Raw genomic sequence first — 26,236 nt, forward strand, 5'->3', positions numbered from 1 at the left:
GAATCGGGGGGACCAATGCCGGTCGAACATGTCGCGATCGTCGGCGCGGGCTTTTCGGGCACGCTCCAGGCGATCAACCTGCTCCGCCACGAAGGGCCGCGCGCCACGCTGATCGAGCGTGGCAGCCGCGCGGGCGAGGGGCTGGCCTATGGCGCCGCCCATCCGAGCCATGTGCTCAACGTGCGCGCGGGCAATATGAGCGCGCTGCCCGACGATCCGGGGCATTTCGCGCGCTGGCTGGAGGCGCGCGGCATCAAGGACGCGGCGAGCGCATTCGCGTCGCGCGTCACGTACGGCGAATATCTGCGCGAGATGCTCGACGCGGCGCTCGCCAATAGCGGAGGCCGGCTGACGGTGCGCTATGGCGAGGTGGTGGATGCGACCACCACCCGTAACGGGGTCACGCTGGCGCTGGATAACGGGGAGACGATCGCGGCCGATGCGGCGGTGCTCGCGGTGGGCAATTTGCCGCCGCACGATCCGCCGGGGCTGACCGACGGCGCGCTGCCGGACGATCTCTACAAGGGCGATCCCTGGGCGGCGGACGTGGCGGAAGGGCTAGGCGCGGGAGACACCGTGCTGGTGATCGGCACCGGGCTGACCATGGTCGACGTCGCGCTGATGCTCGAGGCGCGGGGATTTTCCGGGCGGATCGTCGCGCTGTCGCGGCGCGGGTTGTTGCCGCGGCGGCATGATCGGACCAGCGACTGGGCGCGGATCGAGGAGCGGCCGGCGACGATCGCATCGGGGCTGGTGCGCCAGTTGCGCGCGCGGGCCGAGGCGATCGGCTGGCGCAACGCGGTGGACGAGCTGCGCCCCTTCACCCAGCCGATGTGGGCCAATGCCAGCGAGGCCGAGCGCGCGCGGTTCCTGCGGCATCTGCGGCCATGGTGGGACGTGCACCGCCACCGGCTGGCGCCCGAGGTGGCCGACCGGCTGGCGGCGATGCAGGATCGCGGGCAGCTGCACGTGCTGGCGGGCAAAACGATCGCGTTCGCGCCCGAGAATCGTGGGGTGACTATGACCTGGCGGCCGCGCGGAGGTGACGCGCCTGAGACGATGAAGGTGCGGCGGGTGATCAACTGTACCGGGCCACTGGGCGACCTCAATCGCACCATCGATCCACTGCTGGTCGCATTGCGCGAGCGCGGGACGATCCGGCCCGATGCGGCGAACCTGGGGATCGACGTCAACGGCGTGGGACAGGTGATCGGCGCGAACGGGCGGCCGAGCGAGCGGCTCTATGCGCTGGGGCCGATGACGCGCGGCGCGTTCTGGGAGATCGTCGCGGTGCCCGATATCCGGCGCCAGACCTGGGACGTCGCGCGGCGCCTGTCGAACGCCCACTGGGTGGGCGGCGAGGGGCTGTAGCGATTCGCCCCCCAATCCTCCCCCGCCAGGGGGTGGATTGATATGTGCGGAGGGTTCTAGCCCTCGCCGCGCAGGGCCAGGCCGCGCTCGATATCGCGCGCGACAACCGAGGCGGTGAGGCGCTCGACGAGCCGCTGCGCGCTGCGCCAGGCGGAGGCTTCGCCGGCGCGATGGCGGTTGCCGGCGATTAGGCGGCTGCCCCAGCTTTGCGCGAAGGGGGCGAAATCGGCCGGGTCGCTGCCCGGCAGGCGATCGGCGACGACCATCGAGGGAAAGGGCAACGCGGTGCGCGGCGAGGCGAACAGGTCGCGCTTGCCGGCGGCCGCTTCGGCGGTCTCGGGATCGAACAGCAGCGCCCCCGCGACGCGGTCGACATAATGCGAAGGCGACAGCCGCGCCCACCATGAGGCGGCGAAACAGCCCAGCCCCTCGGCGACCAGCAGCACCGCGCGGTCGGCGCGCAGCACCGCGTTGTCGAGCTGGGCGGCGAGGATCGAGCGGTTGCCGTTCGGATCGAGCGCGAGATGGGTATCGCCAAAGGCCGGCCAGCCGAAGCGTTCGCTCCAGGCAGGCGTCTGCGATTCGCTGATCGTTATCACCGAGAAGCGATGGGAAGCGGGTGCGAGCGCGAGCGTCATGGCAATCTCCGTTGCGCGCAAAATGCCAAATCCATGGCCGTTCGCGCAAGGTGCGAACGCGTGATCATCCTTTGGAGGTACGAAAGCAATGCTTCAGTGATGTGAAGCGGAGGTGCATGCGGCGGCGCGTTCAAGGAGGAAGGTGCGTTCCCGCGCGTTGCGCGTGAGCGCTGCGGCTGCTTCGAACTCGGTCTTCGCCTCCGCGAGGCGTCCGGCGCGGAACAGGAAGTCCGCGCGTGCTGCGGGGAGCGGGGCGTAGTTGCGCAGCGCCGCGGCTTCGGCGAGCTCGTCGACCAGGGCGAGACCCGCCTCGGGGCCGAACGCCATGCTGTGCGCCACGGCGCGGTTGAGGTCGACCACGGGCGAGGGCATTACCGCGCGCAGCCGGTCGTATAGCGCGGCGATGCGCGGCCAGTCGGTGTCCTCCGCCCGGCGCGCGCGGGCGTGGCAGGCGGCGAGCGCGGCCTGGAGTGCATAGGGGCCGCCGGCGCCGCCCAGCGCCTCGGCGCGGGCGAGGGCGTCGAGACCGCGGCGGATGAGCAGCTGGTCCCAGTGTGCGCGGTTCTGATCGGTGATCGGGACGAAGGCGCCGTCCGGGCCGGTGCGGGCGCGCAGGCGCGAGGCCTGGATCTCCATGAGCGCGAGCAGGCCATGGACTTCGGGTTCGCCGGGCATCAACCCCGCGAGGATGCGGCCGAGGCGCTGCGCCTCGGCGCACAGCGCGGGGCGGATCAGGTCCTCGCCCGCGGTGGCGGCATAGCCTTCGTTGAAGATCAGGTAGACCACCTCGAGCACCGAGGCGAGGCGCGCGTCGCGCTCGGCGCCGCGCGGCACCTCGAAGGCGAGCGCGGCGCTGCCGATGGTCTTCTTGGCGCGGACGATGCGTTGCGCGATCGTCGGCTCGGCGGAGAGGAAGGCCCGGGCGATCTCGTCGGTGGTAAGCCCGCCGATCAGGCGCAGCGTCAGCGCCGCGCGCGCCTCGGCCGAGATCACCGGGTGGCAGGCGGTGAAGATCAGCCCGAGCAGCTCGTCGCCGATATCGTCGTCCATGGCGGCCTCCAGGGCCTCGACGCTCGAATCCGCTTCGTCGAGGTCGCGGGCGATCTCCGCATGCTTGCGCTCCTGCATCTTCGCGCGGCGCAGGCCGTCGATCGCGCGGCGCTTCGCCGCGGCGGTGAGCCATGCGCCGGGATTCTGCGGGACGCCGGTCTTCGGCCATTCGGCGAGCGCGATCAGCAGCGCGTCCTGCGCCAGCTCCTCGGCCCGGTCGACGTCGCGGGTCATGCGGGCGAGGCTCGCGATGAGCCGCGCCCGCTCGATCCGGAAGACCGCCTCGATCGCCCGCTGGGTTGTTGCGTCCGCCGCCATGCCCAAGGGTTAGGGGAGCATGGCGGCGGAGAGCAAGCGGGTCAGCGCTTCTCGAGCTTTTCGCGCACGCCGTCGTGGATCGCCTCGGCCTCCGCCGGGATGAGATCAGCGAAGTCCTCCATCTCGAACAGCGGGCGGATCTCGATCTCGCTCGGGCCGAACATCGGGTTGGGGCAGCGCTTCACCCAGGCGACCGCCTCGTCCATGTCCTTGACTTCCCACAGCCAATAGCCGGCGACCAGCTCGCGCGTCTCGGCGAAGGGGCCATCGATCACGGTGCGGCTGGGACCGTCGAACGCGACGCGCTTGCCGTAGGACGAGGGCTTGAGCCCGTCGCCCGCGACCATCACGCCGGCATTGACCAGCTCCTCGTTGAACTTGCCCATGTCCACGAACATCTGGCTGAGCTCGGGCGAGGGCTTCATGCCTTCTTCGCTGTCCTCGGTCGCCTTCACGAACACCATCACACGCATTGGAATTCTCCTTGGTTGGCGAGGTCCGATCGGCCTCGTATCCTGACGACGAGCGAGCTTGCGCGGAATCGACACGGTGCACGAATTTTTTTCGACGGGCGTGTTTTCGTCGCCTGTGTCAGGCGAGTTCGGGCGCGCGCGTCACCATTTATAGCCGGTGTGCGTGGCGGGATTCTGCACTTTTGTCCGGTATTTGCCGCATGGTTTGGCCTTGGTCGGCTTGCAGGCCTTCTGGGGTATGGCCTTGGCTCGCGGGCATCTGATGGTCTTGCCTGCCGCGTCCTTGCAGGGCGCTGAGAGAGCAAGGCTGCCGGTGCCCGTCATGACGGCAATTGCTGCAACGAGGATGAAGCTCTTCATCGATGCCACTCCCGATCCGGGTGGCACGCAATGTGCCCGCGCGATGGCGCTGGCGCAATGGCTGGCTGGGCTGCGAAGTCATCGCCGGCCCTCGCGCAAGCCGGACGCGCATATCGATGACGCCGAACGATCATCGTGGTAAGAGAACAAACTTCTCTTCCGGATGCAGCGAATGGGCAACCAGCACAGCCGGCGCCTGGTTCTCGGACTCGGGATTTCCGTCGCTGCGTTTCCGCTGTTGGCTTCCTGCGCGCATCGCGTGACGACGAAGCGCGTTCCACGCATCGGTTTCATCATGGGCACTGGCCTCCCGGCAATGACCGAGGCCTTCCATGGCGAGTTGCGCAGGCTCGGATACATTGAGGGGAAGAACATCATCGTCGAGACGCGCCTGATTCGGCCCAACTCCACGGACGGCGCGACATATGTGGCCGAGCTGGCGCATATGGACCTGGACCTGATCGTTGCACCATCGCTGCCGATCGCGCTGGGTGTGCGCGAGGAAAATCCTGCCATGCCGATGGTGGTGGCGACCGCTCCCGGAATGGTGAGCAACGGTCTAGCGCGGAGCCTCGAACATCCCGGAGGCAATGTGACCGGGATGGACGAGCTTCCACCGGGTTTGACGGCAAGGCGCCTGAAGCGGCTGAAGGAGGCGGCACCCGCGGTTTCACGCGTGGCCCTGCTCTCGACCACGCCCGGGCGGGGCGGGCATGAGATCCAGCTGGCCGACGCCGAGCGGGCGGCACCGGGGATCGGTGTGAGTGTGAAAGCCTATGTCGTCAGGTCGTTGCCCGAGCTTCAGACCGCGCTCGCGGCGATGATCGATGACGGGATGGACGGGCTGCTCAATTTTCAGGGCGCGCTGTCACTCGCCAACCGGCAGCTCATCACCGACTTTGCGGCCAGGCACCGCGTCCCGGCAATCTATCAGTCGAAGCTCTTTGTCGAGGCGGGCGGACTCATGTCCCTGGCGCCGGACCAGGACGAGCAGTTCCGCATTGCGGCACGCTATGCCGATCGGATTCTGCGGGGCGCCAGGCCGGGGGATCTGCCGATCCGGCATCCGGCCCGTTATTTTCTCACGATCAATGCAAAGGTCGCGAACGCGTTGGGCCTGAGCCTTTCACCGGGTTTGCTTGCCGACGCCGACAGCGTCGTTCGCTGAACGAAGCGACCAGGGACTCGTTGTGCACCTCACCCAGTGCGCAGCACCATATCCCAACGATAGCGAAGAATGCCCGATGCATCGGCACCCGTGGTGGCGGCGATCACCATCGCCGGGCGGATGTTCGCGCGAAGCAGGGCGTCGGTCGCATTGAGCGGCTCATCCGGAAAATACATCTGGACGACCAGCCGGTCCGTGCGCCCGGCGAGGTCGAAATGGATATGCGGCGCGCGCATCCCCCGGCGGCCACCGGGATAGCCGGCGGGCTTGACCGTGATGATCCGGTACCTGCCGTCCGCATCGGTGGAGAGCGACGCATAGCCCTGGAAATTGGGGTCGAGTGGCGCAGGATTGTCATCGCTCGGATGCGCGTAGCGCCCGGCGGCATTGGCTTGCCAGATTTCGAGACGGGTGCCCGGCACCGGACGTCCTCTCAGATCCATGATCTGGCCCGATATCTCGATGACCTGGCCGATCGCCCGGCCCGTCCGGCCGGCAACCATCGTCAGGTCGGCATCGGTATCGGCCGGCTTGGCGAGCGGATAGAAAGGGCCGACGATCTCGTTCGGCGTCGGTTCGAGCCGCGCCTGCAGGGGCCGGGCAAGGGCGGGCGCAGCGGCCGCGGCTCCCGCGAGCTGCCCGAGGATCTGGCGTCGGGATTGCAGCATGGCACATCCTCCGCTCGTCACGTTGCGCGACGTATAGCATGGGCCGGCAGTCGCCGAACATCCGCTACGCTTGATCGAGGGCAGAAGCTTGGTTGGAATCGCCACCCGGTATGGTCAGGGCGATTGCGGCGATGATGGTCGGGGAGAGAGGATTCGAACCTCCGGCCCCTGCCTCCCGAAGACAGTGCTCTACCAGGCTGAGCTACTCCCCGACGGAGTGCCGGATCCTTGAAATGCCCCGGGTTGGGCGGACCGGCTTTCGCTTGGAGGCGCGCCTATAGCCAGCCGTTTCGTGGTGCGCAAGCGGGTGCGCGAAAGCTTTTTCAGCTGCCGCGTGCGCCGAGCATCGCCTCGATCGAGGTGAATTTCTCGCGCGGGGCGCCGTCGCGCGCGGCGGCGATCTCGGCGGCCTCGATCCTTTGCCAGTCGCGGAAGGTGACGACCTCCGCACCGCGCGACGCGAGCAAGGCGTCGAGACCGGCGCGTCCCGCCTTGCGGCTGCCGGGCTCGGTGTCCGCGGCGATCTTCTCGACGATCGCGAAGCCGTCGGGGCGGTTGGTGCCGATCGTACCGGTCGGGCCGCGGCGCGCCCAGCCGACCGCGTAGAGGCCGGGCAGCACGCGCCCCTCGTCATTGGCGAAGCGGCCGGCGCGGTCGTCATAGGGCACGCCCTCGATCGGCGGGGTGCGATAGCCGATGCACGAGACGACGAGGCTGGCGGGCACGGCATAGGTCTCGCCCGTGCCGACCGCGGCGCCACGCGCATCGAGCGTGGTGCGCTCGACGATCACGCGCTCGACCTTGCCGGCGCCCTCGATTCGCACGGGCATGGCGAAGAAGTCGAAGATGATGTGCACCGGCTTCTCGACATGCGCGGCGGCGAAGTTGCGCAGATGCGTGATCGACTTGCGGTGCCCGGGCTCGAGCATCGCATCGTCGATCTCGGGCGGGAAGTCGGCGGCATCGACCACCGGGGCGGCGCGCTCGAGCTCGCCGAGCTCGCCGAGCTCCTTGGGGGTCATGTTGATCTGGTGCGGGCCGCGGCGGCCGAGCAGGGTGATGGTGTCGATCGACGAATTCTCCAGCGCAGCGAGCGCATGGCCGACGATATCCGAGCCGGCGAACTCGGCCTGGGTCTTGGCGAGGATGCGCGCGACGTCGAGCGCGACATTGCCGTTGCCGATCACCACCGCGCCGGGGCCGCCGAGCGGCGGGGCGAGATCGGCATAGTCGGGATGGCCGTTATACCAGCCGACGAACGCCGCCGAGCCGGTGACCCCGGGCAGATCGGCGCCCGGAACCTCCAGCGGCCGATCGCGCGGCGCACCGGTGGCGAGGACGACGGCATCGTAGAGATCAAGCAGCTCGGGGATCGTCACCTGCTCGCCGATCGTGACGTTGCCGACGAAGCGGACATTATCGGTGAGCGCGGTCGCCTCGTAGCGGCGTGAGACGCCCTTGATCGACTGGTGATCGGGCGCGACGCCGGTGCGGATCAGGCCGAAGGGAACGGGGAGGCGATCGATGATGTCGACCCGGACCTGATCGCCGAACTGCTTCTGACATGCCTCCGCGGTGTAGTAGCCTGCCGGTCCCGAACCGATCACCGCGATATGCCGCATGCCCGACCCTCGTTCCTGTTGCGCAGCGAATGCTGCGTAGAGGCGGCACCGCCCTCCGCCATCATTCCAACGATCCTTCGGATCGCCGGAACCTTGGATGGCTCCGCCCGCTCCCCCACCCGGCCACCCATATGATGTTGGCGCTGGGTGGCCAGGTGGGGGAGCGGGCCGGTGCCGCACCCAGGACGCGAGCCTAGCGGCGAATGTGCGAAGGGCAAGCACTCGACGGGCGCGATTTCCTGCGGCAAGCCATTGCGATGAACCCCCTGGAGATCGCCGCATCGGCGCTGCTGCTGCTCAACATCGCGCTGGTCGCGCGGCGGAGCATCTGGAACTACCCCTTCGCGATCGCCGCGGTCTCGCTCTACGCGGTGCTGTTCTATGAGACCAAGCTCTACAGCGACATGCTGCTCCAGGGCTTCTACGTCGCGCTCAACCTTTATGGCTGGTTCAACTGGTCGCGGTCCAGGGCCGAGGCGGGCGAGGTGGTGGTGCGGACGCTGGGCTGGCAGGCGCGCGGGGCGTGGCTCGCGGGATGCGCCGCGCTGACCGGCGGGTGGGGGTGGCTGATGCACCGGCTGACCGATGCGGCGATGCCGTGGTGGGACGCGGGCGTGGCGATGACCAGCGTGGCGGCACAGATCCTGCTCTCGCGGCGTTATCTGGAGAATTGGGTGCTGTGGATCGCGGTCGATATCGTCGCCGTGCCGTTGTTCGCGATGCGCGGATTGTGGCTGACCGCCGGCGTCTATGCGATCCTGCTCGGGCTTTCGGTGTGGGGGCTAATTGACTGGCGCCGGGCATATCGTCGAAGGGCAGCGGCATGACGCTGCGCACCATCTGCCTCCACGGCCCCGAAAGCACCGGCAAGTCCACCCTCGCGCCGCGGCTCGCCGCGCATCTCGGCGGGGAGGTGGCCGAGGAATATGGCCGCGAATATGCCGAGACCCGGGGGATCGACTTCACCATGCAGGACCTGGTCGAGATCGCGCGGACGCATGACGCCGGGGTACAGACGATGCTCGCGGCGGGTCTGACGCCGCTGATCCTCGACACCGATCCGCTGATGACCGCGGTGTGGGCCGACATGCTGTTCGGCAGGCGCGACCCGTGGTTCGACGCATGGGAGAGAACGGCGGACCTCTATCTGCTGTTCGACATCGACTTGCCCTGGGTCGCCGACGGGACGCGGATGTTCGGCACGCCCGAGCTGCGCCAGCGCTTCTTCGACCTGTCGAAGGCGGAGCTGGAGCGGCGCGGCGTGCGCTGGGCGCTGGTCAGCGGCGAGGGCGAGGCGCGGTGGCAGAGCGTGCTGCGCGCGGTGGAGGGGGCTTCCTAGAGCGCCAGGGCCCAGGCCCGCTGCGCATCGGTATCCGGAACGGACAACCCCCGCGCGCTGCCGATTGCAGCCAGCGCAGCGGCCGGGTCGATGCCATTGTTCACCAGCACGGCGACGGCGATGATCGACGATCGTCCGATGCCGGCGCGACAGTGGATCGCGACCGGCCTTCCCGTTGCGGCGATTTCCGCGGCGAAGCGCTTTGCGGCGGCTGCGTCCTCCGGCACCGTCCGATCCGCGATCGGAAAGGAAACGAAGCGGATTCCATTCTGCTCACAAATTGCAGCTTCTTCCTCCAACCCCAGTTCAGCCACCTCCTCTGGCTCGAGAAGGCTGACCGCGATCTCGACACCTGAGCGTTTCCAGTGCTCGATTTCGTCCTCCAGCCAGTCACCGGAGCGTGGGCGAGCCATGATCGCCAGTCGCTGGCTGGATTCGGTATCGATCCAGTAGAGGTCGGAGGGCATGTTCGTTCCTGAAAGAAGGGGCTAGGGCACCCGCGTCACCGCGAGGCCGTCGCCATTCTTGCCGACGTCGATGCGGCGCAGCACCTTGCCGCTGTCCGCGTCGATCTCGGCGACCTGGTTGCGCGCGGTCTCGGCGGCGTAGAGGCGCTTGCCGTCTCCCGACCAGATCAGCGTGACCTGCGCCGCCTGCGGATCACCCGAGATGGGGAAGCTGCGCAGCACCGCGTGCGTCGCGGCGTCGATCAGCGTGACGCTGCCCTTGTTGACGTTGCTGGTGGCGACGGTCTTGCCGTCGGGGCTGGCGATCACGCGGATCGCATTGCCGTCGATCGCGAGCTCGGCGAGCTTCTCATAGGTGCCGGCGTCGAACACGGTGATGCGCGGCGCGGTGAGGTCGCCGACGAACACCTTGCCGCCCGCGACCGCGACCCCCTCGGGCTTGCCGCCGACGGTGAGGTCGCGGAGCTTGGCGTTCTTCACCAGGTCGAGCACGCTGACCGTGCCCGAGCCGATATTGGCGATGAAGGCGCGCTCCTCGCCGAGCAAAGCGGCCATGTGCGAACCCTGCTGCCCGGTGGCGATCGAGGTGATCTTGCCGTCGGGCTCGACGATCGCGACCGAGCTGCTGCCCTCGGTCGTGGCGATCAGCCGCTCGCTCTTGGGCATCCACAGCAGCCCGTGCGGGCGCTTGTTGGGCGAAAGCTCGATCGTCGCGACCTTGCCCAGCGGATCGAGGTCGACAATGTCGATCGAGGTGCCGCCATAGGAGACCACCGCCGCCTGGGTGCCGTCGCCCATCACCGCGATCTCGTGCGGCTGGGTGCCGGTCGGGACCTTGGCGAGCTGCTTGCCGTCGGCGAGATCGTAGATGCCGAGCGTGTCCTCGCCCTTGTTGCCGACCAGCAGCAGATCGCGCGCGGCGGCGGGGACGGCGGCGGTGGCGAGAAGGGCGGTGGCGAGGATCAGGCGGCGCATCGGTGTCTCCGGCGTTGGCGACGGAAGACTGGGCATTTCATGAAGGGCCCGCAAGCGAAAAGGCCCGCTCCACGACGGCGGAACGGGCCTTTCGCGCGACGTGGCCGAAGCCGCTTATTGCGACGGCGCGAGCCCGGTGTTGAGCACCCAGCCGACATTGTCGTTCTCGTCGGCGACTTCCCACCACAGGCCGTTCTTGTTCCCGGTCGGATAGACGATGCCGCCGGCGGGGATGGTGCGGATCACCTTGGCGCCGCCGGCCGCCGACACGCGCATCGCCACCGGGCGCTGCGCAGTGAAGGTCTTGGCCGGTGCGGCCTGCGCCGTGCCGGTATCGCCCGGACGCACCAGCCCGAGCTCGGTCACCAGATTGGTGTAGGCCTGGATGAACGACAGCGTGACGATGCGGCCGATCTCGGTATTGTCATAGCCGCCGCCGACCGCGCCCATGCCGCCGCCGAGGATTCCGACGCCACCGCCGCCGCCGAAGGCGAGGCTGTTCTTGGCGGCATAGCCTTCGGTCGTGGCGATCGTCTCGGTCGTGCGGACGTTGGTGATCGAGAGGACGGTGTTCGCTTCCATCTTCTTGCTGCGGATGCCGGCCGCGAGTCCGCCGAGCCGGCCGCCGACGAGCCCGCCGATCAGGCCGCCGGCCGCGCTGCCGCTGACATTGCTGTTGGCGCCCTGGATCTCGGCGACGAGAACGTAATCGGCCGCCTTGATCTGGCCCTGGCCGACATTCGAGCCGCGCTGCAGCCCGAGATTGCCGCCAATGGCGCGCTCACGCTCGGCCGCCTGCAGCCCGGAGCCGCGATCGACTAGGTTGAAGCAGCCCGAGCGCTGGACCAGCACCTTGAGCAGCTTCTGCGGCGGCGCCAGCGAATATTGCGTCCAGGGGCGGGGATCGTCGCCGTCGACGACCGAGATGGTACCGAGCTTGCGCGTGCAGCGCGGCACGTCGGTCATCGTCGCTTCCTGCAGCTTCTGGCCGCCGCTGGGCTTGGCGAGTCGCTGGGCGTGGGCGGAGCCCGCAACGCACAGAGCGAGCGCGGTGAGGGCCACCGCGGGAGACTTCAACATCGATTTCTTCCCCTGTTACCAGTCGTCCCGGAATAGCCGATCCCGCTCGCGGTGGGAATAGTTTCGAGGCCGGAATCGGTCGTCCAAAATGGGTAGCGCTATCCCTCGGCGGAGGGGTCAGGGGTCGATCTTGGTGTGCTCGCTCGAGCCATTCTCGATCGTCCAGAGATCGCCGAAATCCTCGTGCTTGAGCTCGCCCGGCCGCTTGCCGCCGAGCTGCGCGACGATGTCGGGGACGGTGTTGCTGTGGCCGACGATCAGCACCGGGCCGCGGGCCGCCCTGGCGCGGGCGACGATCGCGGGAGTGTCCTTGGGGTCATAGGTCTCGACAGCGACGTCGAGCATCGCGGCGAGCGGTGCCGCCGTCTGGCGCGTGCGCTTGAAGTCGCTGACATAGATCGCCTTGAGCGTGCGGCCGTAGAACCACGCCGCGAGCTTCTCCGCGCGGGCCTTGCCCTGGGGCAGGAGGTCGGGATCGGGTTGGCCGGCGGGGGTGTCGTAATGGCGGGTGACGTAGATCGGGGCGTCTTCCGATTGGCCGGCGAATGCGCTGGCGGCGCAGAACATGCTGAGCAGCGCGACGAGATACTTCAGGACTGGCATGGCGATTCACCTCCGCGCCGCTGCTTGGCGCAGTCGCGGGCGTGCGGCAAGCGAACCTGTCAGATCAGTGCTAGCGCATCGCGCGTCGCGGCGCCGCTGGCGGTATTGTCGAGGATGATCCAGCTGCGGGCATTGGCGGCAACCGCGCTTTGCCGCCACGCCGCCAAGGCCGCGTCGTCATAGGCGGACCAGTAGATGCGCGGGCTGCCGTGGAGGCGGAAATAGGCGAGGCCGCGCCATCCGCCCGGCATGGCGGCGGCCGGAACCGGCGCGGGATCGGCGGCGACGCGCGCGACGCGGTGCGCGACGAGCAGCGCGTCGGCCTGCGCATCGAACCAGCTCGGATGGCGCGGCTCGAACGCGATGGGCCCGCCGACAATGGCATCGAGCTGGGCGAAGAAGGTTTCGGCGAGCTTGACATCGAAGGCGAAGCTGGGCGGGAGCTGGACGAGCACCGGGCCGCGCTTCCCGCCAAGCCCGGCGATCTCGTCGGCGAAGCGCGCGAGCGGCGCCTCGCAATCCGCCAGCCGGGCCTCGTGCGTGATCGCCTTGGGCAGCTTGACGGCGAAGCGGAAGTCCGCCGAGACGCTCGCCGCCCAGCGCACATAGGTCGAGCGGCGATGGGGGCGGTAGAAGCTCGAATTAATTTCGGTCGCATTGAAGCGCCGCGCATAGCGTTCGAGGTTGCTGGCGCCGGGCGGGAAGCTGTCGCGGACGTCGCGCGGAAGTGCCCAGGCGGCGGTGCCGATGCGGAGAGTCATGCCGCACCAGCGCATGCGGGCGCGGGGGGTTCCTGCGCGGCATCTGCCCTGCTAACGGGCGCCGATCATGGCAACCGACCTTTCCCGTATCCGCAATTTCTCGATCATCGCGCATATCGACCATGGCAAGTCGACGCTGGCCGACCGGTTGATCCAGCGCACCGGCGGCCTGACCGCGCGCGAGATGTCCGAGCAGGTGCTCGACAACATGGACATCGAGAAGGAGCGCGGCATCACCATCAAGGCGCAGACCGTGCGCCTCGACTGGAAGGGGCCGGACGGGCTCGACTATGTCCTCAACCTGATGGACACGCCGGGGCATGTCGACTTCGCCTATGAGGTGAGCCGGTCGCTCGCCGCGTGCGAGGGCGCGCTGCTGGTGGTCGACGCGGCGCAGGGGGTCGAGGCCCAGACGCTCGCCAATGTCTACCAGTCGATCGAGCATGATCATGAGATTGTGCCCGTCATCAACAAGATCGACCTGCCCAGCGCCGAGCCCGAGAAGGTGCGGCACGAGATCGAGGAAGTGATCGGCATCGATGCGTCGAACGCGGTGCTGGCGAGCGCCAAGGCGGGAATCGGGATCGAGGAGATCCTGAACGCCGTGGTCGAGCGGATTCCGGCCCCGAAGGGCGATGCGAACGCGCCGCTCAAGGCGATGCTGGTCGACAGCTGGTACGACCCGTATCTGGGCGTCGTGATCCTGATCCGCGTGATCGACGGGACAATCAGGAAGGGCCAGCAGATCAAGTTCATGGCGGCGGGGACGACGCATCTGGTCGACCGCGTCGGCGCGTTCCGGCCGAAGATCGAACAGCTGCCCGACCTTGGCCCCGGCGAGATCGGCTTCATCACCGCGCAGATCAAGGAAGTGGCGCAGGCGCGCGTCGGCGACACGCTGACCGACGCCAAGCGGCCCGCCGCCGAGCCGCTGCCGGGCTTCAAGGAAGTGCAGCCGGTGGTGTTCTGTGGCCTGTTCCCGGTCGATGCCAACGACTTCGAGAAGCTGCGCGAGAGCATTTCGAAGCTGCGGCTCAACGATGCCAGCTTCTCGTTCGAGATGGAGACGTCGGCAGCGCTGGGCTTCGGCTTCCGCTGCGGGTTCCTCGGCCTGCTGCATCTGGAGATCATCCAGGAGCGGCTGATGCGCGAATATGATCTCGACCTGATCACCACCGCGCCGTCGGTGGTCTACCAGATCGAGCTGACGCATGGCGGTGGGCATATCGAGCTGCACAATCCGGCGGACATGCCCGAGCCGAACAAGATCGAGAGCATCGCGGAACCGTGGATTCAGGCGGTGATCTATGTGCCCGACGAGTATCTCGGCTCGATCCTGAAGCTGTGCCAGGACCGGCGCGGCATCCAGAAGAACCTGACCTATGTCGGCGGCCGCGCGCAGGCGACCTATGAGTTGCCGCTGAACGAGGTGGTGTTCGACTTCTACGACCGGCTGAAGTCGCTTTCCAAGGGCTATGCCAGTTTCGATTACGAACAGATCGGCTATCGCGAGGGCGATCTGGTGAAGATGGGCATCCTCGTCAACGAGGAGCCGGTGGACGCGCTGAGCATGATCGTCCACCGCGCCACCGCCGAGGTGCGCGGACGCGGCATGGTCGAGCGGCTCAAGGAACTGATCCCGCGCCACCTGTTCAAGATCCCGATCCAGGCGGCGATCGGCGGCAAGGTGATCGCGCGCGAGACGATCAGCGCGATGCGCAAGGACGTGACCGCGAAATGCTATGGCGGCGACGCCACCCGCAAGCGCAAGCTGCTGGAGAAGCAGAAGAAGGGCAAGGCGAAGATGCGCGAGTACGGCTCGGTCAGCATCCCGCAGGAAGCCTTTATCGCCGCGCTGCGGATGGGCGAGGAGTAGGGCGCTCTAAATCTCGACCTGGCTGCCCAGCTCGACCACGCGGTTGGGCGGCAGGTTGAAGAAGCTCATTGGCTGCTCCGACACGCGCGCCATCCACGCGAACAGCCGCTCGCGCCAGATCGCCATGCCGGGCCGCGAGGACGCGATCAGCGTCTGGCGGCTGAGGAAATAGATCGCCTTGGCCGGCAACGCCGGATCGAGCTCGGCGAGCGCGGCCGGAATGTCGGGCTGCTCGGCGAAACCGTATTTGATGATGATGCGCGTGACCGTTTCGGTCAGCATTTCCGCCCGTACTCGCTCCGCCGGATCGACCCGGGGCGTCAGCGCGGTGCGGACCGTGACGAGGAGAATCCGCTCGTGCAGGACCAGGTTGCATTTGAGGTTGTGGAGCAAGGCCGGCGGGATGCCCTCGGCGTTCGAGGTCAGATAGACCGCGGTCAGGGGCACGCGATGCACCTTCGCGCTCGATCGCTCGAACAGCTCGACGGGCATCGCAGCGCCGGCCAGCTTCTCCCGGAGCAATTCGCGCCCCTTGCGCCAAGTGGTGAAGATCAGCACCAGGACCGCGGCGATCACCGCGGGCAGCCAGCCGCCGTCGAGGAACTTGGTGGTGGAAGCCGCGAACAGCCCGAGATCGAGCGTGAGCAGCAGGCCATAGAGCGGAATCGCCCAGAGCGGGCTCCACTTCCAGATGCGGAAGATGACGAAGCCGATGAGGAGCGTGGTCAGCACCATCGTCGCGGTGACCGCGAGGCCGAAGGCGGCAGCAAGCGCGGTCGAGCTCCGGAAGCCGAGCACCAGCGCCACCACCGCGACGAACAGCATCGCATTGACGGTGGGCGAAAAGACCTGGCCGCGCTCGCTGGCGGAGGTATGGGCGATGCGCAGGCGGGGGAGATAGCCAAGCTGCACCGCCTGCTGCGTGACCGAGAAGGCGCCGGAGATGATCGACTGGCTGGCGATGATCGTCGCCGCGGTGGCGAGCAGCAACAGCGGCACCAGCGCGGCGGGGGGTGCCATCAGGTAGAAGGGCGAGCGGATCGCCGCCGGATCGGCGAGCACCAGCGCCGACTGGCCGGCATAGCAGAGGATCAGCGCGGGGAGCGCGAGCAGCAGCCAGGCGCGTGCGATCGGCTTGCGCCCGAAATGCCCCATGTCGGCGTAGAGCGCCTCCGCGCCGGTGACGGCGAGCACGACGGTACCGAGGGTGAAGAAGGCGCGCACTGGATCGGTGAGCAGGAATTGGACCGCATAGGCAGGGTTGGCGGCGGCGAGGACGTGCGGATTGGCGACGACCTGCCACCCGCCGAGCAGCGCGATCACGGCGAACCACAGCACCATCACCGGCCCGAACAACCGCCCGATCAGATGCGTGCCGTGCCGCTGCACCGCGAACAGCCCGGCAACCAGCGCGAGGGTGAGCGGGATGATCCAGGTGTCGAGATCGGGGCCGAGCAGTTCGAGCCCCTCGACCGCCGAGAGGATCGAGATGGCCGGCGTGATCACTGCATCGCCATAGAAGAGCGCGGTCGCAATCAACGCGGCGATGCCGATCAGCGGCAGCGCCGGGGACGAGCGCGCGACTCGCTGGATGAGGGCGAGCAGCGCGAAGCTGCCGCCCTCGCCGCGATTGTCGGCGCGCATCGTGACGAACACATATTTGACCGTGACGACCAGCAGCAGCGCCCAGATCAGCATCGACAGCACGCCGAGCACATGGAACCGGTCGAGCGGGAGCGGGTGATGGCCGATGAAGCTCTCGCGAAAGGCGTAGAGCGGGCTGGTGCCGATATCGCCGAACACGACCCCGGTGGCGCCGAGCGCGAGCTTCCATTGGCGGCTGGCGTGGCTGGCGTCGTCCGTTACGGTCATCGGGTCGTCCTGATGGGAGGCACCGGGACCAGGTAGCGGCGAGCGGCATTAAGATTCCATATGGAATTGCGCTGCTCAAGGTACCTCGCTTCTGGAGGGTCCTGCCGCCGGTCAGGTGTGCAGGGAGGGCGGTCGCACCCCCGGCGTCATCCGCGCCATCACTTCGTCGCGAACCATGAAATGGTGACGCAGCGCGGCCCCGATATGGACAAGCAACAGAATGAGCATCGCGTAGCCGAGAATCTCGTGCGCCTCGTGCCCGAAATCGGACATCGCTTCCGACACCGGCAGATAGGGAATGTCGAACAGGCCGAACCAGGTCAGCGGCCGGGGGTTGGGCCCGGACGACATCGCCCAGCCCGACAGTGGGATCGCCAGCATGAAGGCATAGAGCAGGAAATGCGAGACGCGCGCCGCGGTTCGTTGCCAGCCCATAATGTGCGCGGGAAGGCGTGGCGCGGGATGCGTGAACCGCCAGCCGATCCGGGCAAGGGTCAGGACAAGAATGGTGATCCCGATCGCCTTGTGGATCGGCATGATGCGCCAGTCGCGCGGCAGGCTGTCATGAAGCAAGCCATAGGCGAGATTGAAGATGAGGAGCGCCGCGATCAGCCAGTGAAGGAAGATCGCGCCGCGCGAATACCGCACCAAAGCTGATTCCGTGTTCGCCATTCGCGCGCTCCGTTTCGGTTCAGGGCATTGTTGTGCCGCGCCGGAACCGCTGCGTCGAGGGCGTAGCTAGAAAGCGTACGGCACAGGCGCGCGCACGTCGGGGTCGATGCGGATCTCGCTCGCGGCGGGCGGGAAGGCGCGCTGGTCGCAGTCGGTGCGCGGGCAGATGCGGCAACTCGTGCCGATCGCGGTGGCGACGCCGCCGGTGCGCAGGCTGTCGGCATAGACGAAGTCGGCGGCATGCGCCTCCTCGCAGCCCAGCGCGACGGCGTAGCGGCGCGGCGGGCGGGCATAGCTTGCCGAGGGCTTGACCAGCCCCTTGGCCATCGCGACGTAGCGGACGCCGTCGGGCGTCTCGGCGAGCTGGACGAGGATGCGGTCGGGGATCGCCACCGCTTCGTGCACCACCCACAGTGGGCAGGCCCCGCCGAAGCGCGCGAATTCGAGCCGGGTGGCCGAGTGGCGCTTGGTGATGTTGCCCGCCATGTCGACGCGGCAGAAGAAGAAGGGAATGCCCTGCGCGCCCGGCCGCTGAAGAGTAGAGAGGCGGTGGCAGGCTTGCTCGAAGCTGCTGCCGAAGCGCTGGCGCAAGCGGTCGATGTCGTGACGCACCTCGCGCGCCGCCTCGCGGAAGCGGGTGTAGGGCATGAGCAGCGCGCCCGCGGCGTAGTTGGCGAGGCCGAGCGAGAGCAGTTCGCGCGCGGCGGGGGAGGCGAGGCCGCTGGTTTGGCTGACCGCGCGCATCTGCTCGCCGAACTCGATCACGGCGAGGCGGTGCGCGAGCAGGAAGGCGCGGCTTTCGGGCGGGAGCACGCCGCTGATCGTGAGGCGGCGGCTGTCGGTGGCGAAGCGCGAAAGGCGCGTGTCGTCGTCGCGCGAATCCTCGATCCGCACGCTGTGGGTGTCGCGCAGCCGGTCCTCGATCGCGCGGGGATGGTCGAAGGTTTCGGCGAGCGCTTCCGCGGCGCGGTCGAGCACGTCGATATAATTACCCTCGGCCTGGTACCAGTCGCGCACCTCCTCCCATGGCAGCGATCCGGCGGTGCCCGCGCCGCTCTCGACCTTGTCGTCGAGCACGCGCAGCTGCGCCTGGCCGCGGCGCCAGGCATCGTGCAGCGCGACCATGCGGCGCGTGAGCGCGGGATGTTTCTCGACCCCGCGCTGGACCGCGGCTTCGTCGAGCGCGCCGCCGGGAATGCTGCTGTCGGTGCCGGCCTCGATCGCGCGGACGAGATCGGCGGTGGCCTCGTCCTCGCCGACTTCGCCCCACAGCTGCGGGAATTCGCGGGTCAGCGCGATCAGCACCGGCGGGGTGAGCGGGCGCTCCTCATTCTCGATCTGCGAGAGATAGCTGACCGAGACGCCGAGCCGCGCGGCCAGCGCCGCCTGCGGCAAGGCGAGGCGCTTGCGCAGGTCGCGGACGCGGGCTCCGGCGAAGAGGCGGCGGCGGGGTTGCTCCATCGCCCTGCCATATTCCGCAGATATGGACGATGCAACTTCGCAACATTGCATTTGCGCGGGAGCCCGTGTCCTGTGAAGGCGCCCGGCCAAGGAGAAATGCATGTCTTCGACGATCGAGGAACTCGAGCGCCGCCGCGCCGCGGCGCGGCTGGGCGGCGGGCAGAAGCGCATCGACGCGCAGCACGCCAAGGGCAAGCTCACCGCGCGCGAGCGGGTCGAGGTGCTGCTCGACGAAGGATCGTTCGAAGAGCTCGACATGTATGTCGAGCATAACTGCGTCGATTTCGGGATGCCGGATCAGGTGGTGCCCGGCGACGGCGTGGTCACCGGATCGGGCACGATCAACGGCCGCCTCGTCTTCGTGTTCAGCCAGGACTTCACCGTATTCGGCGGATCGCTGTCCGAGCGGCATGCGCAGAAGATCTGCAAGATCATGGACATGGCGATGAAGGTCGGCGCGCCCGTGATCGGCCTCAACGACAGCGGCGGCGCGCGCATCCAGGAGGGCGTCGCGTCCCTCGCCGGCTATGCCGAGGTGTTCCAGCGCAACGTGCTGGCGAGCGGCGTGGTGCCGCAGCTTTCCCTGATCATGGGCCCCTGCGCCGGAGGTGCAGTTTACTCGCCCGCGATGACCGACTTCATCTTCATGGTGAAGGATAGCTCATACATGTTCGTCACCGGACCCGATGTAGTGAAGACCGTTACCAACGAGATCGTCACGCAGGAGGATTTGGGTGGAGCGGTGACGCATACCACGAAGTCGGGCGTCGCCGACGTCGCCTTTGACAACGACATCGAGGCGCTGCTCGCGGCGCGCGACTTCGTGGACTTCCTTCCCGCCAGCAACCGCGAGCCGGTGCCCGAGCGGCCGTGCGAGGACCCGTGGGACCGGATCGAGAACAGCCTCGACACGCTGATCCCGCCCTCGGCCAACCAGCCCTATGACATGCACGAGCTGATCCGGAAGACGGTCGACGAGGGCGATTTCTTCGAGGTCCAGCCGACGCATGCGGGCAACATCATCATCGGCTTCGGCCGGATCGAGGGACGGACGGTGGGCATCGTCGCCAACCAGCCGATGGTGCTGGCGGGCGTGCTCGACATCAACTCGTCGAAAAAGGCGGCGCGGTTCGTGCGCTTCTGCGACGCGTTCGAGATCCCGATCGTGACCTTCGTCGACGTGCCGGGCTTCCTGCCGGGCGTGGGGCAGGAGCATTCGGGCATCATCAAGCACGGCGCGAAGCTGCTGTTCGCCTATGCCGAGGCGACGGTGCCCAAGATCACGGTGATCACGCGCAAAGCCTATGGCGGGGCGTATGACGTGATGGCGTCGAAGCACCTGCGCGGGGACTTAAACTATGCCTGGCCGACCGCGGAGATCGCGGTGATGGGCGCCAAGGGCGCGGTCGAGATCATCTTCCGCGGGCGCACGCCGGAGGAGATCGCGGAGCGGACGGCGGAATATGAGGCGCGCTTCGCGAATCCCTTCGTCGCGGCGAGCAAGGGGTTCGTCGACGAGGTGATCATGCCGCACTCGACCCGCCGCCGGATCGCGCTGGGGCTACGGAAACTGAGGAACAAGGCCCTCGAGAATCCGTGGAAGAAGCATGACAATATTCCGCTGTGACTGAGGGCAGCTGGATTTCGTGGGTTTTCGTAACCTTGGTTGGGGAGGCTGTCATTTGGCTCTTCATCCGGCACGCGACCAACAACCGGCGGGTGAGTTTTTTCGGCTTTGCCGCGACGCGGGAGGCTGATGACCCGGTTAGGTACAAGAAGATCGTCCAGCTTTACCGTGTTCAGATGATCCTGTTTCCCGTCATTGCGTTTTTTATCGTGTTTGCCCCGAGGTAGAAAATTGGGACCCAGCCGCCTTAACCACATCGGTGCCGCTATGTCCTCGATGGAGGCGTCGCTGTGACCGTGACCTCGCTCGAGCGGCTATGGGCCTATCTGTTCTTCGTCGGCGCGTTCGCGATGCTGGTGGCCATGGTGCGAACCGCGATCCGGGGTTGGGCCAGGGACGAGGATGGCGTGGTCCATTATCGCGACGACGGCCCCTACGCCTTCATGTTCATGCAGGCGTTACAGCTTGGCAGCGTCGCGCTTCTGGTGGCGCTTGGATTCATGGCATTGAACGAATGGAAATGACGCGATGAAACTCGGACGCCTCAACCATATCGGTGTCGCCACGCCCTCGATCGAGGCGTCGGTCGCGTTCTGGCGCGACGTGATGGGCGCGGAGACGATCCACATGCCGTTCGACCTGCCCGCGCAGGGGGTGAAGGTGTGCTTCGTCGATACGCCCAATACCCAGATCGAGCTGATCGAGCCGCTGGGCGCGGATTCGCCGATCCATGGCTTCCTCGCCAAGAACCCGGCGGGCGGGCAGCACCATGTCTGCTATGAAGTGCCCGACATCCACGAGGCCAAGGCGTGGTTCGAGGCCAAGGGCGCCAAGGTCCTGGGCGAGCCGCGGATCGGTGCGCATGGCACGCTGATCTTCTTCGTCCACCCCAGGGACATGGGCGGCGTGCTGACCGAGATCATGGAGTCACCGCGTGAAGACCACTGATCGTCACCCCGGCCTTGTGCCGGGGCCCGCCGCGCGGCAGGCGATGCAGCCGAGGTTGAGCGCAGCGCGCGCGGACGCGTGGATCCCGGCACAAGGCCGGGATGACGAAGGGGGTGATTGATGAGCGAAGAAACCGTCCTCTACGCACTCGACAAGGGCGTCGCGACGCTGCGACTCAACCGGCCGGACCGGCTGAATGCGGTGACCGGCGAGATGCTCGACCTGATCCGCGCCTCGCTGCTGCGCGCGGTGAACGAGGGCGCGCGGGCGGTGCTGCTGACGGGCGAAGGGCGGGCCTTCTGCTCGGGTGCCGACCTGATGGCGCGCGCGGACGGCGGGCCGGTCGATCCCGCCGACAATCTGGAGTTCCACTATCATCCGCTCGCCGAGACGCTGTCGAAGCTGCCGATCCCGGTCGTCACCGCGGTCAACGGACCGGCGGCGGGGGCGGGCGTGGGAATCGCGCTCGCCGGCGACATCGTGGTGATGGCGAGGTCGGCCTATCTGCTGCTTGCCTTCTCCAACATCGGATTGGTCCCCGATTGCGGCGCGACCTGGCTGGTCGCCAAGTCCGCCGGGCGCGCCAAGGCGCTGGAGATGGCGTTGCTCGGCGAGAAGATGAGCGCGGACGATGCCTTCGATTCCGGGCTGGTTGCGCGGGTGGTCGAGGACGATGCGCTGCTGGCGACCGCGGGCGAGATCGCAGCCAAGCTCGCCGCCAAGCCGACGATCGCGCTGGGCCTGATCCGGGCGCAGGTGAAAGCGGCGCTCAACTCGACGCTGTCCGAGACGCTGAGCATCGAGGCGCAGCATCAGCGCATCGCGGGCAAGACCGAGGATTTCCGTGAGGGTGTGATGGCGTTCATTCAGAAGCGGCCGCCGGAGTTCAAGGGCAAGTGACCGACAAGCCAGACCTCGATGCGTGGAAGGCGCTTTCCGACAAGGAAGTGAAGGGCCGCGATCTCATCTGGCACACGCCGGAAGGGATCGAGGTCAAGCCGCTCTACACGGCGGAGGACGTGGCGACCGATCCCGGGCTGCCGGGCTTCGCGCCGTTCACGCGCGGGGTGCGTGCGTCGATGTATGCCGGGCGGCCGTGGACGATCCGGCAGTACGCTGGCTTCTCGACCGCCGAGGAATCGAACGCCTTTTATCGCCGCAACCTCGCGGCGGGGCAGAAGGGGCTCTCGGTCGCCTTCGATCTGGCGACGCATCGCGGCTATGACAGCGATCATCCGCGTGTGCCGGGCGATGTCGGCAAGGCGGGCGTGGCGATCGACAGCGTCGAGGACATGAAGATCCTGTTCGACGGCATCCCGCTCGGCGAGATGTCGGTCAGCATGACGATGAACGGCGCGGTGATCCCGGTGCTCGCCTTCTTCATCGTCGCGGGCGAGGAGCAGGGCGTGCCGCTTGCCGCACTCGACGGGACCATCCAGAACGACATCCTCAAGGAGTTCATGGTCCGCAATACGTACATCTACCCGCCCGAGCCGAGCATGCGGATCATCTCCGACATCTTCGCATATACCTCGGCCAACATGCCGAAATTCAACAGTATTTCGATCTCCGGCTATCATATGCAGGAGGCCGGGGCGACTCAGGTGCAGGAGCTCGCCTTCACCATCGCCGACGGCATGGAATATGTGAAATACGGGGTCGCGAGCGGGCTCGACATCGACAAGTTCGCGGGGCGGCTGAGCTTCTTCTTCGCGATCGGCATGAACTTCTTCATGGAGGTGGCGAAGCTGCGCGCGGCGCGGGTGCTGTGGCATCGCGTGATGACCAGGCTGGGTGCGAAGGACGAACGCTCGAAGATGCTGCGCACGCATTGCCAGACATCGGGCGTGTCGCTGACCGAGCAGGACCCGTACAACAACGTCATCCGCACCACGATCGAGGCGATGGCGGCGATGCTCGGAGGCACGCAGAGCCTGCACACCAATGCGCTCGACGAGGCGATCGCGCTGCCCACCGACTTCTCCGCCCGGATCGCGCGCAACACGCAGATCGTGATCCAGGAAGAGACCGGGATGACCAAGGTCGTCGATCCGCTCGGCGGCAGCTACTATGTCGAGGCGCTGACGCAGGAGTTGGTCGACAAGGCGTGGGCGATCATCGAGCGCGTCGAGGCCGAGGGCGGGATGGCCAAGGCGGTCGCGGCGGGCTGGCCCAAGGCGATGATCGAGGAAGCTTCGGCTGCCACCGCCGCGCGGATCGACCGCGGCGAGCAGGTGATCGTGGGGGTCAACAAATACCGCAAGGCCGAGGAAGACCCGATCGACATCCTCGACGTCGACAACCATGCGGTGCGCGAGGCGCAGATCGCGCGGATCAAGAAGATGAAGGCGGCGCGCGACGAAACCAAGTGCCAGGCGGCGCTGGATGCATTGCGGGAGGGCGCGCGGGGCAGCGAGAACCTGCTGGCGCTCGCCGTGGAGGCGGCGCGGCATCGTGCGACCTTGGGCGAGATCAGCCTGGCGATGGAGGATGTGTTCGGCCGCCACGGTACCGTGCCGACGCCGGTCAAGGACATTTATGGCAGCGCTTATGGCGACGATGCGCGCTGGGAGCGGCTCAAGGAGGGCGTCACCGCAACCGAGCGGCGGCTGGGGCGGAAACCGCGCATGCTGGTCGCCAAGATGGGGCAGGACGGGCATGACCGTGGCGCCAACCTCGTCTCCTCGGCGTTCGGCGACCTGGGATTCGAGGTAGTGCCGGGGCCGCTGTTCCAGACCCCGCAGGAAGCCGCCGAGCTGGCGGTCGCCGAGAATGTCGACGTGGTCGGCTGCTCGAGCCTCGCCGCCGGGCACAAGACGCTGATCCCGCAGATGATCGGGCACCTCAAGGATGCCGGCCGCGGCGATATCAAGGTCATCGCGGGCGGGGTGATCCCGGCGCAGGACTATCAGTTCCTGCGCGACGCGGGGGTGCAGGCGATCTTCGGACCCGGAACGAACCTTGTAAATGCCGCCGCAGAGGTGTTGACGCTGCTTGGGCATAATTTGCCGCCCGAGGAGGAAGCAGCGGAATGACCGAAGTTCGCAACGACTGGACTCGCGAGGAAATCGCGGCGCTGTTCGACCTGCCTTTCCCCGAACTGCTGTTCCAGGCGGCGAGCGTGCACCGCGCGCAGTTTGCGGCGGACGAGGTGCAGCTCTCCACGCTGCTGTCGATCAAGACCGGGGGCTGCCCGGAGGATTGCGGCTATTGCAACCAGTCCACCCATGCCGAGACGGGCCTGAAAGCCACCAAGCTGATGGACGTGCGCGCGGTGCTGCAGGCGGCGGCGCAGGCCAAGGACAATGGCTCGTCGCGCTTCTGCATGGGGGCGGCGTGGCGCAACCCCAAGGACCGCGACATGCCCGCCATCGTCGAGATGGTGAAGGGGGTGCGCGGGATGGGCATGGAAACCTGCATGACGCTCGGCATGCTCAGCGAGAAGCAGGCCGCGATGCTCGCCGATGCGGGGCTCGATTACTACAACCACAATATCGATACCTCGCCTGAACGCTATGGCGAGGTGATCACCACGCGGACCTTCGAGGACCGGCTCGAGACGCTCGAGCATGTGCGCGAGGCGGGGATCAACGTGTGCTGCGGCGGGATCGTCGGCATGGGCGAAACGCGCGCGGATCGCGTGGGCTTCATCCATGCGCTGGCGACGCTGCCGAAGCATCCGGAGAGCGTGCCGGTGAACGCGCTGGTGCCGGTCAAGGGCACGGTGCTGGGCAACATGCTGGCCGACATGCCGCTCGCGAAGATCGACGAGATCGAGTTCGTGCGCACCGTAGCGGTGGCGCGGATCACGATGCCGGCGAGCATGGTGAGGCTCTCTGCGGGCCGCGAGAGCATGAGCGATTCGACTCAGGCTTTGTGCTTCATGGCGGGCGCCAACTCGATCTTCACCGGCGACAAGCTGCTCACCACCGGCAATGCCGGCGACGACAAGGACGCGGCGCTGTTCGCGCGGCTGGGGATGCGGCCGATGCAGGGCGAAGTGAAGGTCGAGCTGGAGGCGGCGGAGTGACGTTGCAGACGACCGAACGGCCAGCGCTTCGACTGCTCGTCCGCGTCGTCTGCACGCTTGCTTGCACGGTGATTTCGCTGGCGATCCTGCCGCTGCCCGCAATGGCGCAACCAGTCGGCACGCCGATCATTATCGGCCAGTCCTACCAGCTCCCCTCCACCACCATGGGCGCGGCGCGGACGATCAATGTGTGGCTGCCGCCGGGTTATGAGAAGGGGTCGCAGCGCTATCCGGTGCTGTATCTGCTCGACGGCGGGGTGGATCAGGACTTCCATCATATCAGCGCCCTTGCGCAGCTCGGCACGGTCGTGGGTACGACGCGCGATGTGATCGTGGTGGGGATCGAGACGGTCGACCGGCGCAACGAGCTGGCCTTTCCGGTCGCGGCCGACGCCAAGCTCAAGGCCGATTATCCCACTGCAGGCCAGTCCGAACGCTTCCGCCGGTTCATCGCTAGCGAGGTGAAGTCGTGGGTCGAGAAGAGCTATCGCACCAGCGGCGAGAATGCGCTGATCGGGGAATCGCTTGCCGGGTTGTTCGTGATCGAGACGATGCTGCGCGCGCCGAGCCTGTTCGACACCTGGATCGCGATCAGCCCGAGCCTGTGGTGGGACAATGAGGCGCTGGTGAAAGCCGCGCCGGCCCTGTTGCCCAAGGCGCACGGACGCCTGTGGCTGAGCGTCGCCAACGAACAGGGGATGGGCGTCGCGCCCTTCGCCGCGCTGCTCAAGGACAAGGCGCCCGCCGCGCTCAAATGGACTTATTTGCCGCGTCCCGAAGAGACCCACGCCACCATCTATCACGGCGCCGCGCTGGCGGCGATCCGCCAACTCTACCCGCAACCGAGCCAATAGGGG

General features: G+C 67.4%; 26 protein-coding genes, 1 tRNA gene and 1 pseudogene. 13 read left to right on the plus strand and 15 right to left on the minus strand.

Annotation, left to right across the window (positions count from 1 at the left end; all coding sequences use genetic code 11):
• Positions 1-15 precede the first annotated feature (15 nt).
• Positions 16-1,371 carry an FAD/NAD(P)-binding protein gene (locus tag OK349_RS00250; protein ID WP_265115834.1) on the plus strand — a complete coding sequence of 452 codons (1,356 nt, stop codon included), beginning with the start codon at positions 16-18 and terminating at the stop codon, positions 1,369-1,371.
• A gap of 56 nt (positions 1,372-1,427) precedes the next feature.
• Here the strand turns inward: OK349_RS00250 and OK349_RS00255 are convergent, their stop codons facing one another.
• The 4 genes and pseudogenes from OK349_RS00255 to OK349_RS00270 all read right to left on the minus strand — a co-directional run bounded on the left by OK349_RS00255 (position 1,428) and on the right by OK349_RS00270 (position 4,210).
• Positions 1,428-2,009, minus strand: coding sequence for an alpha/beta hydrolase (locus tag OK349_RS00255; protein ID WP_265115835.1), 582 nt, complete (start codon positions 2,007-2,009; stop codon positions 1,428-1,430).
• Positions 2,010-2,102: 93 nt separating this feature from the next.
• Entirely contained in the window at positions 2,103-3,377 is a 1,275-nt protein-coding gene (locus OK349_RS00260) for an RNA polymerase sigma factor (protein WP_265115836.1), read from the minus strand.
• A 113-nt stretch (positions 3,378-3,490) separates the two neighbouring features.
• A pseudogene (locus tag OK349_RS00265) lies at positions 3,491-3,850 on the minus strand (YciI family protein); the annotation flags it as partial.
• A gap of 141 nt (positions 3,851-3,991) precedes the next feature.
• Positions 3,992-4,210: a hypothetical protein gene (locus OK349_RS00270; RefSeq protein ID WP_265115837.1), complete on the minus strand. Its 219-nt coding sequence runs from the start codon at positions 4,208-4,210 to the stop codon at positions 3,992-3,994.
• Between OK349_RS00270 and OK349_RS00275 the strand changes: the two genes are divergently transcribed.
• Positions 4,197-4,352, plus strand: coding sequence for a hypothetical protein (locus OK349_RS00275; protein ID WP_265115838.1), 156 nt, complete (start codon positions 4,197-4,199; stop codon positions 4,350-4,352). The genes OK349_RS00270 and OK349_RS00275 overlap by 14 nt on opposite strands.
• A gap of 30 nt (positions 4,353-4,382) precedes the next feature.
• Positions 4,383-5,378, plus strand: a complete 996-nt coding sequence (locus OK349_RS00280) for an ABC transporter substrate-binding protein (RefSeq protein ID WP_265115839.1) — start codon at positions 4,383-4,385, stop codon at positions 5,376-5,378.
• A gap of 29 nt (positions 5,379-5,407) precedes the next feature.
• On the opposite strand, the gene OK349_RS00285 is transcribed toward OK349_RS00280, so the two are convergent.
• The 3 genes from OK349_RS00285 to OK349_RS00295 form a co-directional block, all read right to left on the minus strand.
• On the minus strand, positions 5,408-6,046 hold the full coding sequence (locus tag OK349_RS00285) for a dioxygenase family protein (RefSeq protein WP_265115840.1): 639 nt from the start codon (positions 6,044-6,046) through the stop codon (positions 5,408-5,410).
• Between the two features lie 135 nt (positions 6,047-6,181).
• Positions 6,182-6,258 (minus strand) — tRNA-Pro (locus OK349_RS00290).
• A gap of 111 nt (positions 6,259-6,369) precedes the next feature.
• The gene (locus OK349_RS00295; RefSeq protein WP_265115841.1) at positions 6,370-7,668 is read right to left on the minus strand and encodes an FAD-dependent oxidoreductase; all 1,299 of its coding nucleotides are present in this window, start codon (positions 7,666-7,668) and stop codon (positions 6,370-6,372) included.
• 203 nt (positions 7,669-7,871) lie between these two features.
• Between OK349_RS00295 and pnuC the strand changes: the two genes are divergently transcribed.
• Both pnuC and OK349_RS00305 read left to right on the plus strand, forming a co-directional pair.
• Positions 7,872-8,495: a nicotinamide riboside transporter PnuC gene (gene pnuC / locus OK349_RS00300; protein ID WP_306310653.1), complete on the plus strand. Its 624-nt coding sequence runs from the start codon at positions 7,872-7,874 to the stop codon at positions 8,493-8,495.
• Complete coding sequence (locus OK349_RS00305; protein ID WP_265115842.1) at positions 8,492-9,007, plus strand: AAA family ATPase; 516 nt, start codon at positions 8,492-8,494, stop codon at positions 9,005-9,007. The genes pnuC and OK349_RS00305 overlap by 4 nt, the downstream gene beginning before the upstream one ends.
• Here the strand turns inward: OK349_RS00305 and OK349_RS00310 are convergent.
• The 5 genes from OK349_RS00310 to OK349_RS00330 all read right to left on the minus strand — a co-directional run bounded on the left by OK349_RS00310 (position 9,004) and on the right by OK349_RS00330 (position 12,893).
• Positions 9,004-9,474 carry a phosphatase domain-containing putative toxin gene (locus OK349_RS00310; RefSeq protein WP_265115843.1) on the minus strand — a complete coding sequence of 157 codons (471 nt, stop codon included), beginning with the start codon at positions 9,472-9,474 and terminating at the stop codon, positions 9,004-9,006. The genes OK349_RS00305 and OK349_RS00310 overlap by 4 nt on opposite strands.
• Before the next feature lie 21 nt (positions 9,475-9,495).
• Entirely contained in the window at positions 9,496-10,449 is a 954-nt protein-coding gene (locus tag OK349_RS00315) for a YncE family protein (RefSeq protein ID WP_265115844.1), read from the minus strand.
• 114 nt (positions 10,450-10,563) lie between these two features.
• Positions 10,564-11,529 (minus strand): CsgG/HfaB family protein, encoded by a 966-nt coding sequence (locus OK349_RS00320; protein ID WP_265115845.1) that lies wholly within the window; start codon positions 11,527-11,529, stop codon positions 10,564-10,566.
• 117 nt (positions 11,530-11,646) lie between these two features.
• Positions 11,647-12,132 carry a histidine phosphatase family protein gene (locus OK349_RS00325; protein ID WP_265115846.1) on the minus strand — a complete coding sequence of 162 codons (486 nt, stop codon included), beginning with the start codon at positions 12,130-12,132 and terminating at the stop codon, positions 11,647-11,649.
• 59 nt (positions 12,133-12,191) lie between these two features.
• Complete coding sequence (locus OK349_RS00330) at positions 12,192-12,893, minus strand: DUF72 domain-containing protein (RefSeq protein ID WP_265115847.1); 702 nt, start codon at positions 12,891-12,893, stop codon at positions 12,192-12,194.
• 67 nt (positions 12,894-12,960) lie between these two features.
• On the opposite strand from OK349_RS00330, the gene lepA reads away from it, so the two are divergent.
• Entirely contained in the window at positions 12,961-14,769 is a 1,809-nt protein-coding gene (gene lepA, locus OK349_RS00335) for a translation elongation factor 4 (RefSeq protein ID WP_265115848.1), read from the plus strand.
• A 6-nt stretch (positions 14,770-14,775) separates the two neighbouring features.
• On the opposite strand, the gene OK349_RS00340 is transcribed toward lepA, so the two are convergent.
• The 3 genes from OK349_RS00340 to OK349_RS00350 all read right to left on the minus strand — a co-directional run bounded on the left by OK349_RS00340 (position 14,776) and on the right by OK349_RS00350 (position 18,774).
• Positions 14,776-16,641: a potassium transporter Kup gene (locus OK349_RS00340; RefSeq protein ID WP_265115849.1), complete on the minus strand. Its 1,866-nt coding sequence runs from the start codon at positions 16,639-16,641 to the stop codon at positions 14,776-14,778.
• 111 nt (positions 16,642-16,752) lie between these two features.
• A complete protein-coding gene (locus OK349_RS00345; RefSeq protein ID WP_265115850.1) occupies positions 16,753-17,313 on the minus strand; it encodes a cytochrome b in 561 nt (186 codons plus the stop codon).
• A gap of 66 nt (positions 17,314-17,379) precedes the next feature.
• Positions 17,380-18,774 (minus strand): short-chain fatty acyl-CoA regulator family protein, encoded by a 1,395-nt coding sequence (locus OK349_RS00350; protein WP_265115851.1) that lies wholly within the window; start codon positions 18,772-18,774, stop codon positions 17,380-17,382.
• A gap of 100 nt (positions 18,775-18,874) precedes the next feature.
• On the opposite strand from OK349_RS00350, the gene OK349_RS00355 reads away from it, so the two are divergent.
• From OK349_RS00355 to OK349_RS00385, 7 genes are all read left to right on the plus strand, one after another.
• Positions 18,875-20,401 carry an acyl-CoA carboxylase subunit beta gene (locus OK349_RS00355; RefSeq protein ID WP_265115852.1) on the plus strand — a complete coding sequence of 509 codons (1,527 nt, stop codon included), beginning with the start codon at positions 18,875-18,877 and terminating at the stop codon, positions 20,399-20,401.
• Positions 20,402-20,691: 290 nt separating this feature from the next.
• Entirely contained in the window at positions 20,692-20,925 is a 234-nt protein-coding gene (locus tag OK349_RS00360) for a hypothetical protein (protein WP_265115853.1), read from the plus strand.
• Positions 20,926-20,929: 4 nt separating this feature from the next.
• The gene (gene mce / locus OK349_RS00365; RefSeq protein ID WP_265115854.1) at positions 20,930-21,349 is read left to right on the plus strand and encodes a methylmalonyl-CoA epimerase; all 420 of its coding nucleotides are present in this window, start codon (positions 20,930-20,932) and stop codon (positions 21,347-21,349) included.
• A 120-nt stretch (positions 21,350-21,469) separates the two neighbouring features.
• A complete protein-coding gene (locus tag OK349_RS00370; protein WP_265115855.1) occupies positions 21,470-22,249 on the plus strand; it encodes an enoyl-CoA hydratase-related protein in 780 nt (259 codons plus the stop codon).
• Positions 22,246-24,384, plus strand: a complete 2,139-nt coding sequence (gene scpA, locus OK349_RS00375; RefSeq protein WP_265115856.1) for a methylmalonyl-CoA mutase — start codon at positions 22,246-22,248, stop codon at positions 24,382-24,384. The genes OK349_RS00370 and scpA overlap by 4 nt, the downstream gene beginning before the upstream one ends.
• Positions 24,381-25,379: a biotin synthase BioB gene (bioB, locus tag OK349_RS00380; RefSeq protein ID WP_265115857.1), complete on the plus strand. Its 999-nt coding sequence runs from the start codon at positions 24,381-24,383 to the stop codon at positions 25,377-25,379. The genes scpA and bioB overlap by 4 nt, the downstream gene beginning before the upstream one ends.
• Entirely contained in the window at positions 25,376-26,233 is an 858-nt protein-coding gene (locus OK349_RS00385; protein WP_265115858.1) for an alpha/beta hydrolase, read from the plus strand. Before bioB ends, OK349_RS00385 begins: the two co-directional genes overlap by 4 nt.
• Positions 26,234-26,236: the final 3 nt, after the last annotated feature.

Origin of the sequence: Sphingomonas sp. BT-65, from assembly GCF_026107375.2 — a bacterium.
In the GTDB taxonomy this organism is placed as follows: domain Bacteria; phylum Pseudomonadota; class Alphaproteobacteria; order Sphingomonadales; family Sphingomonadaceae; genus Sphingomonas.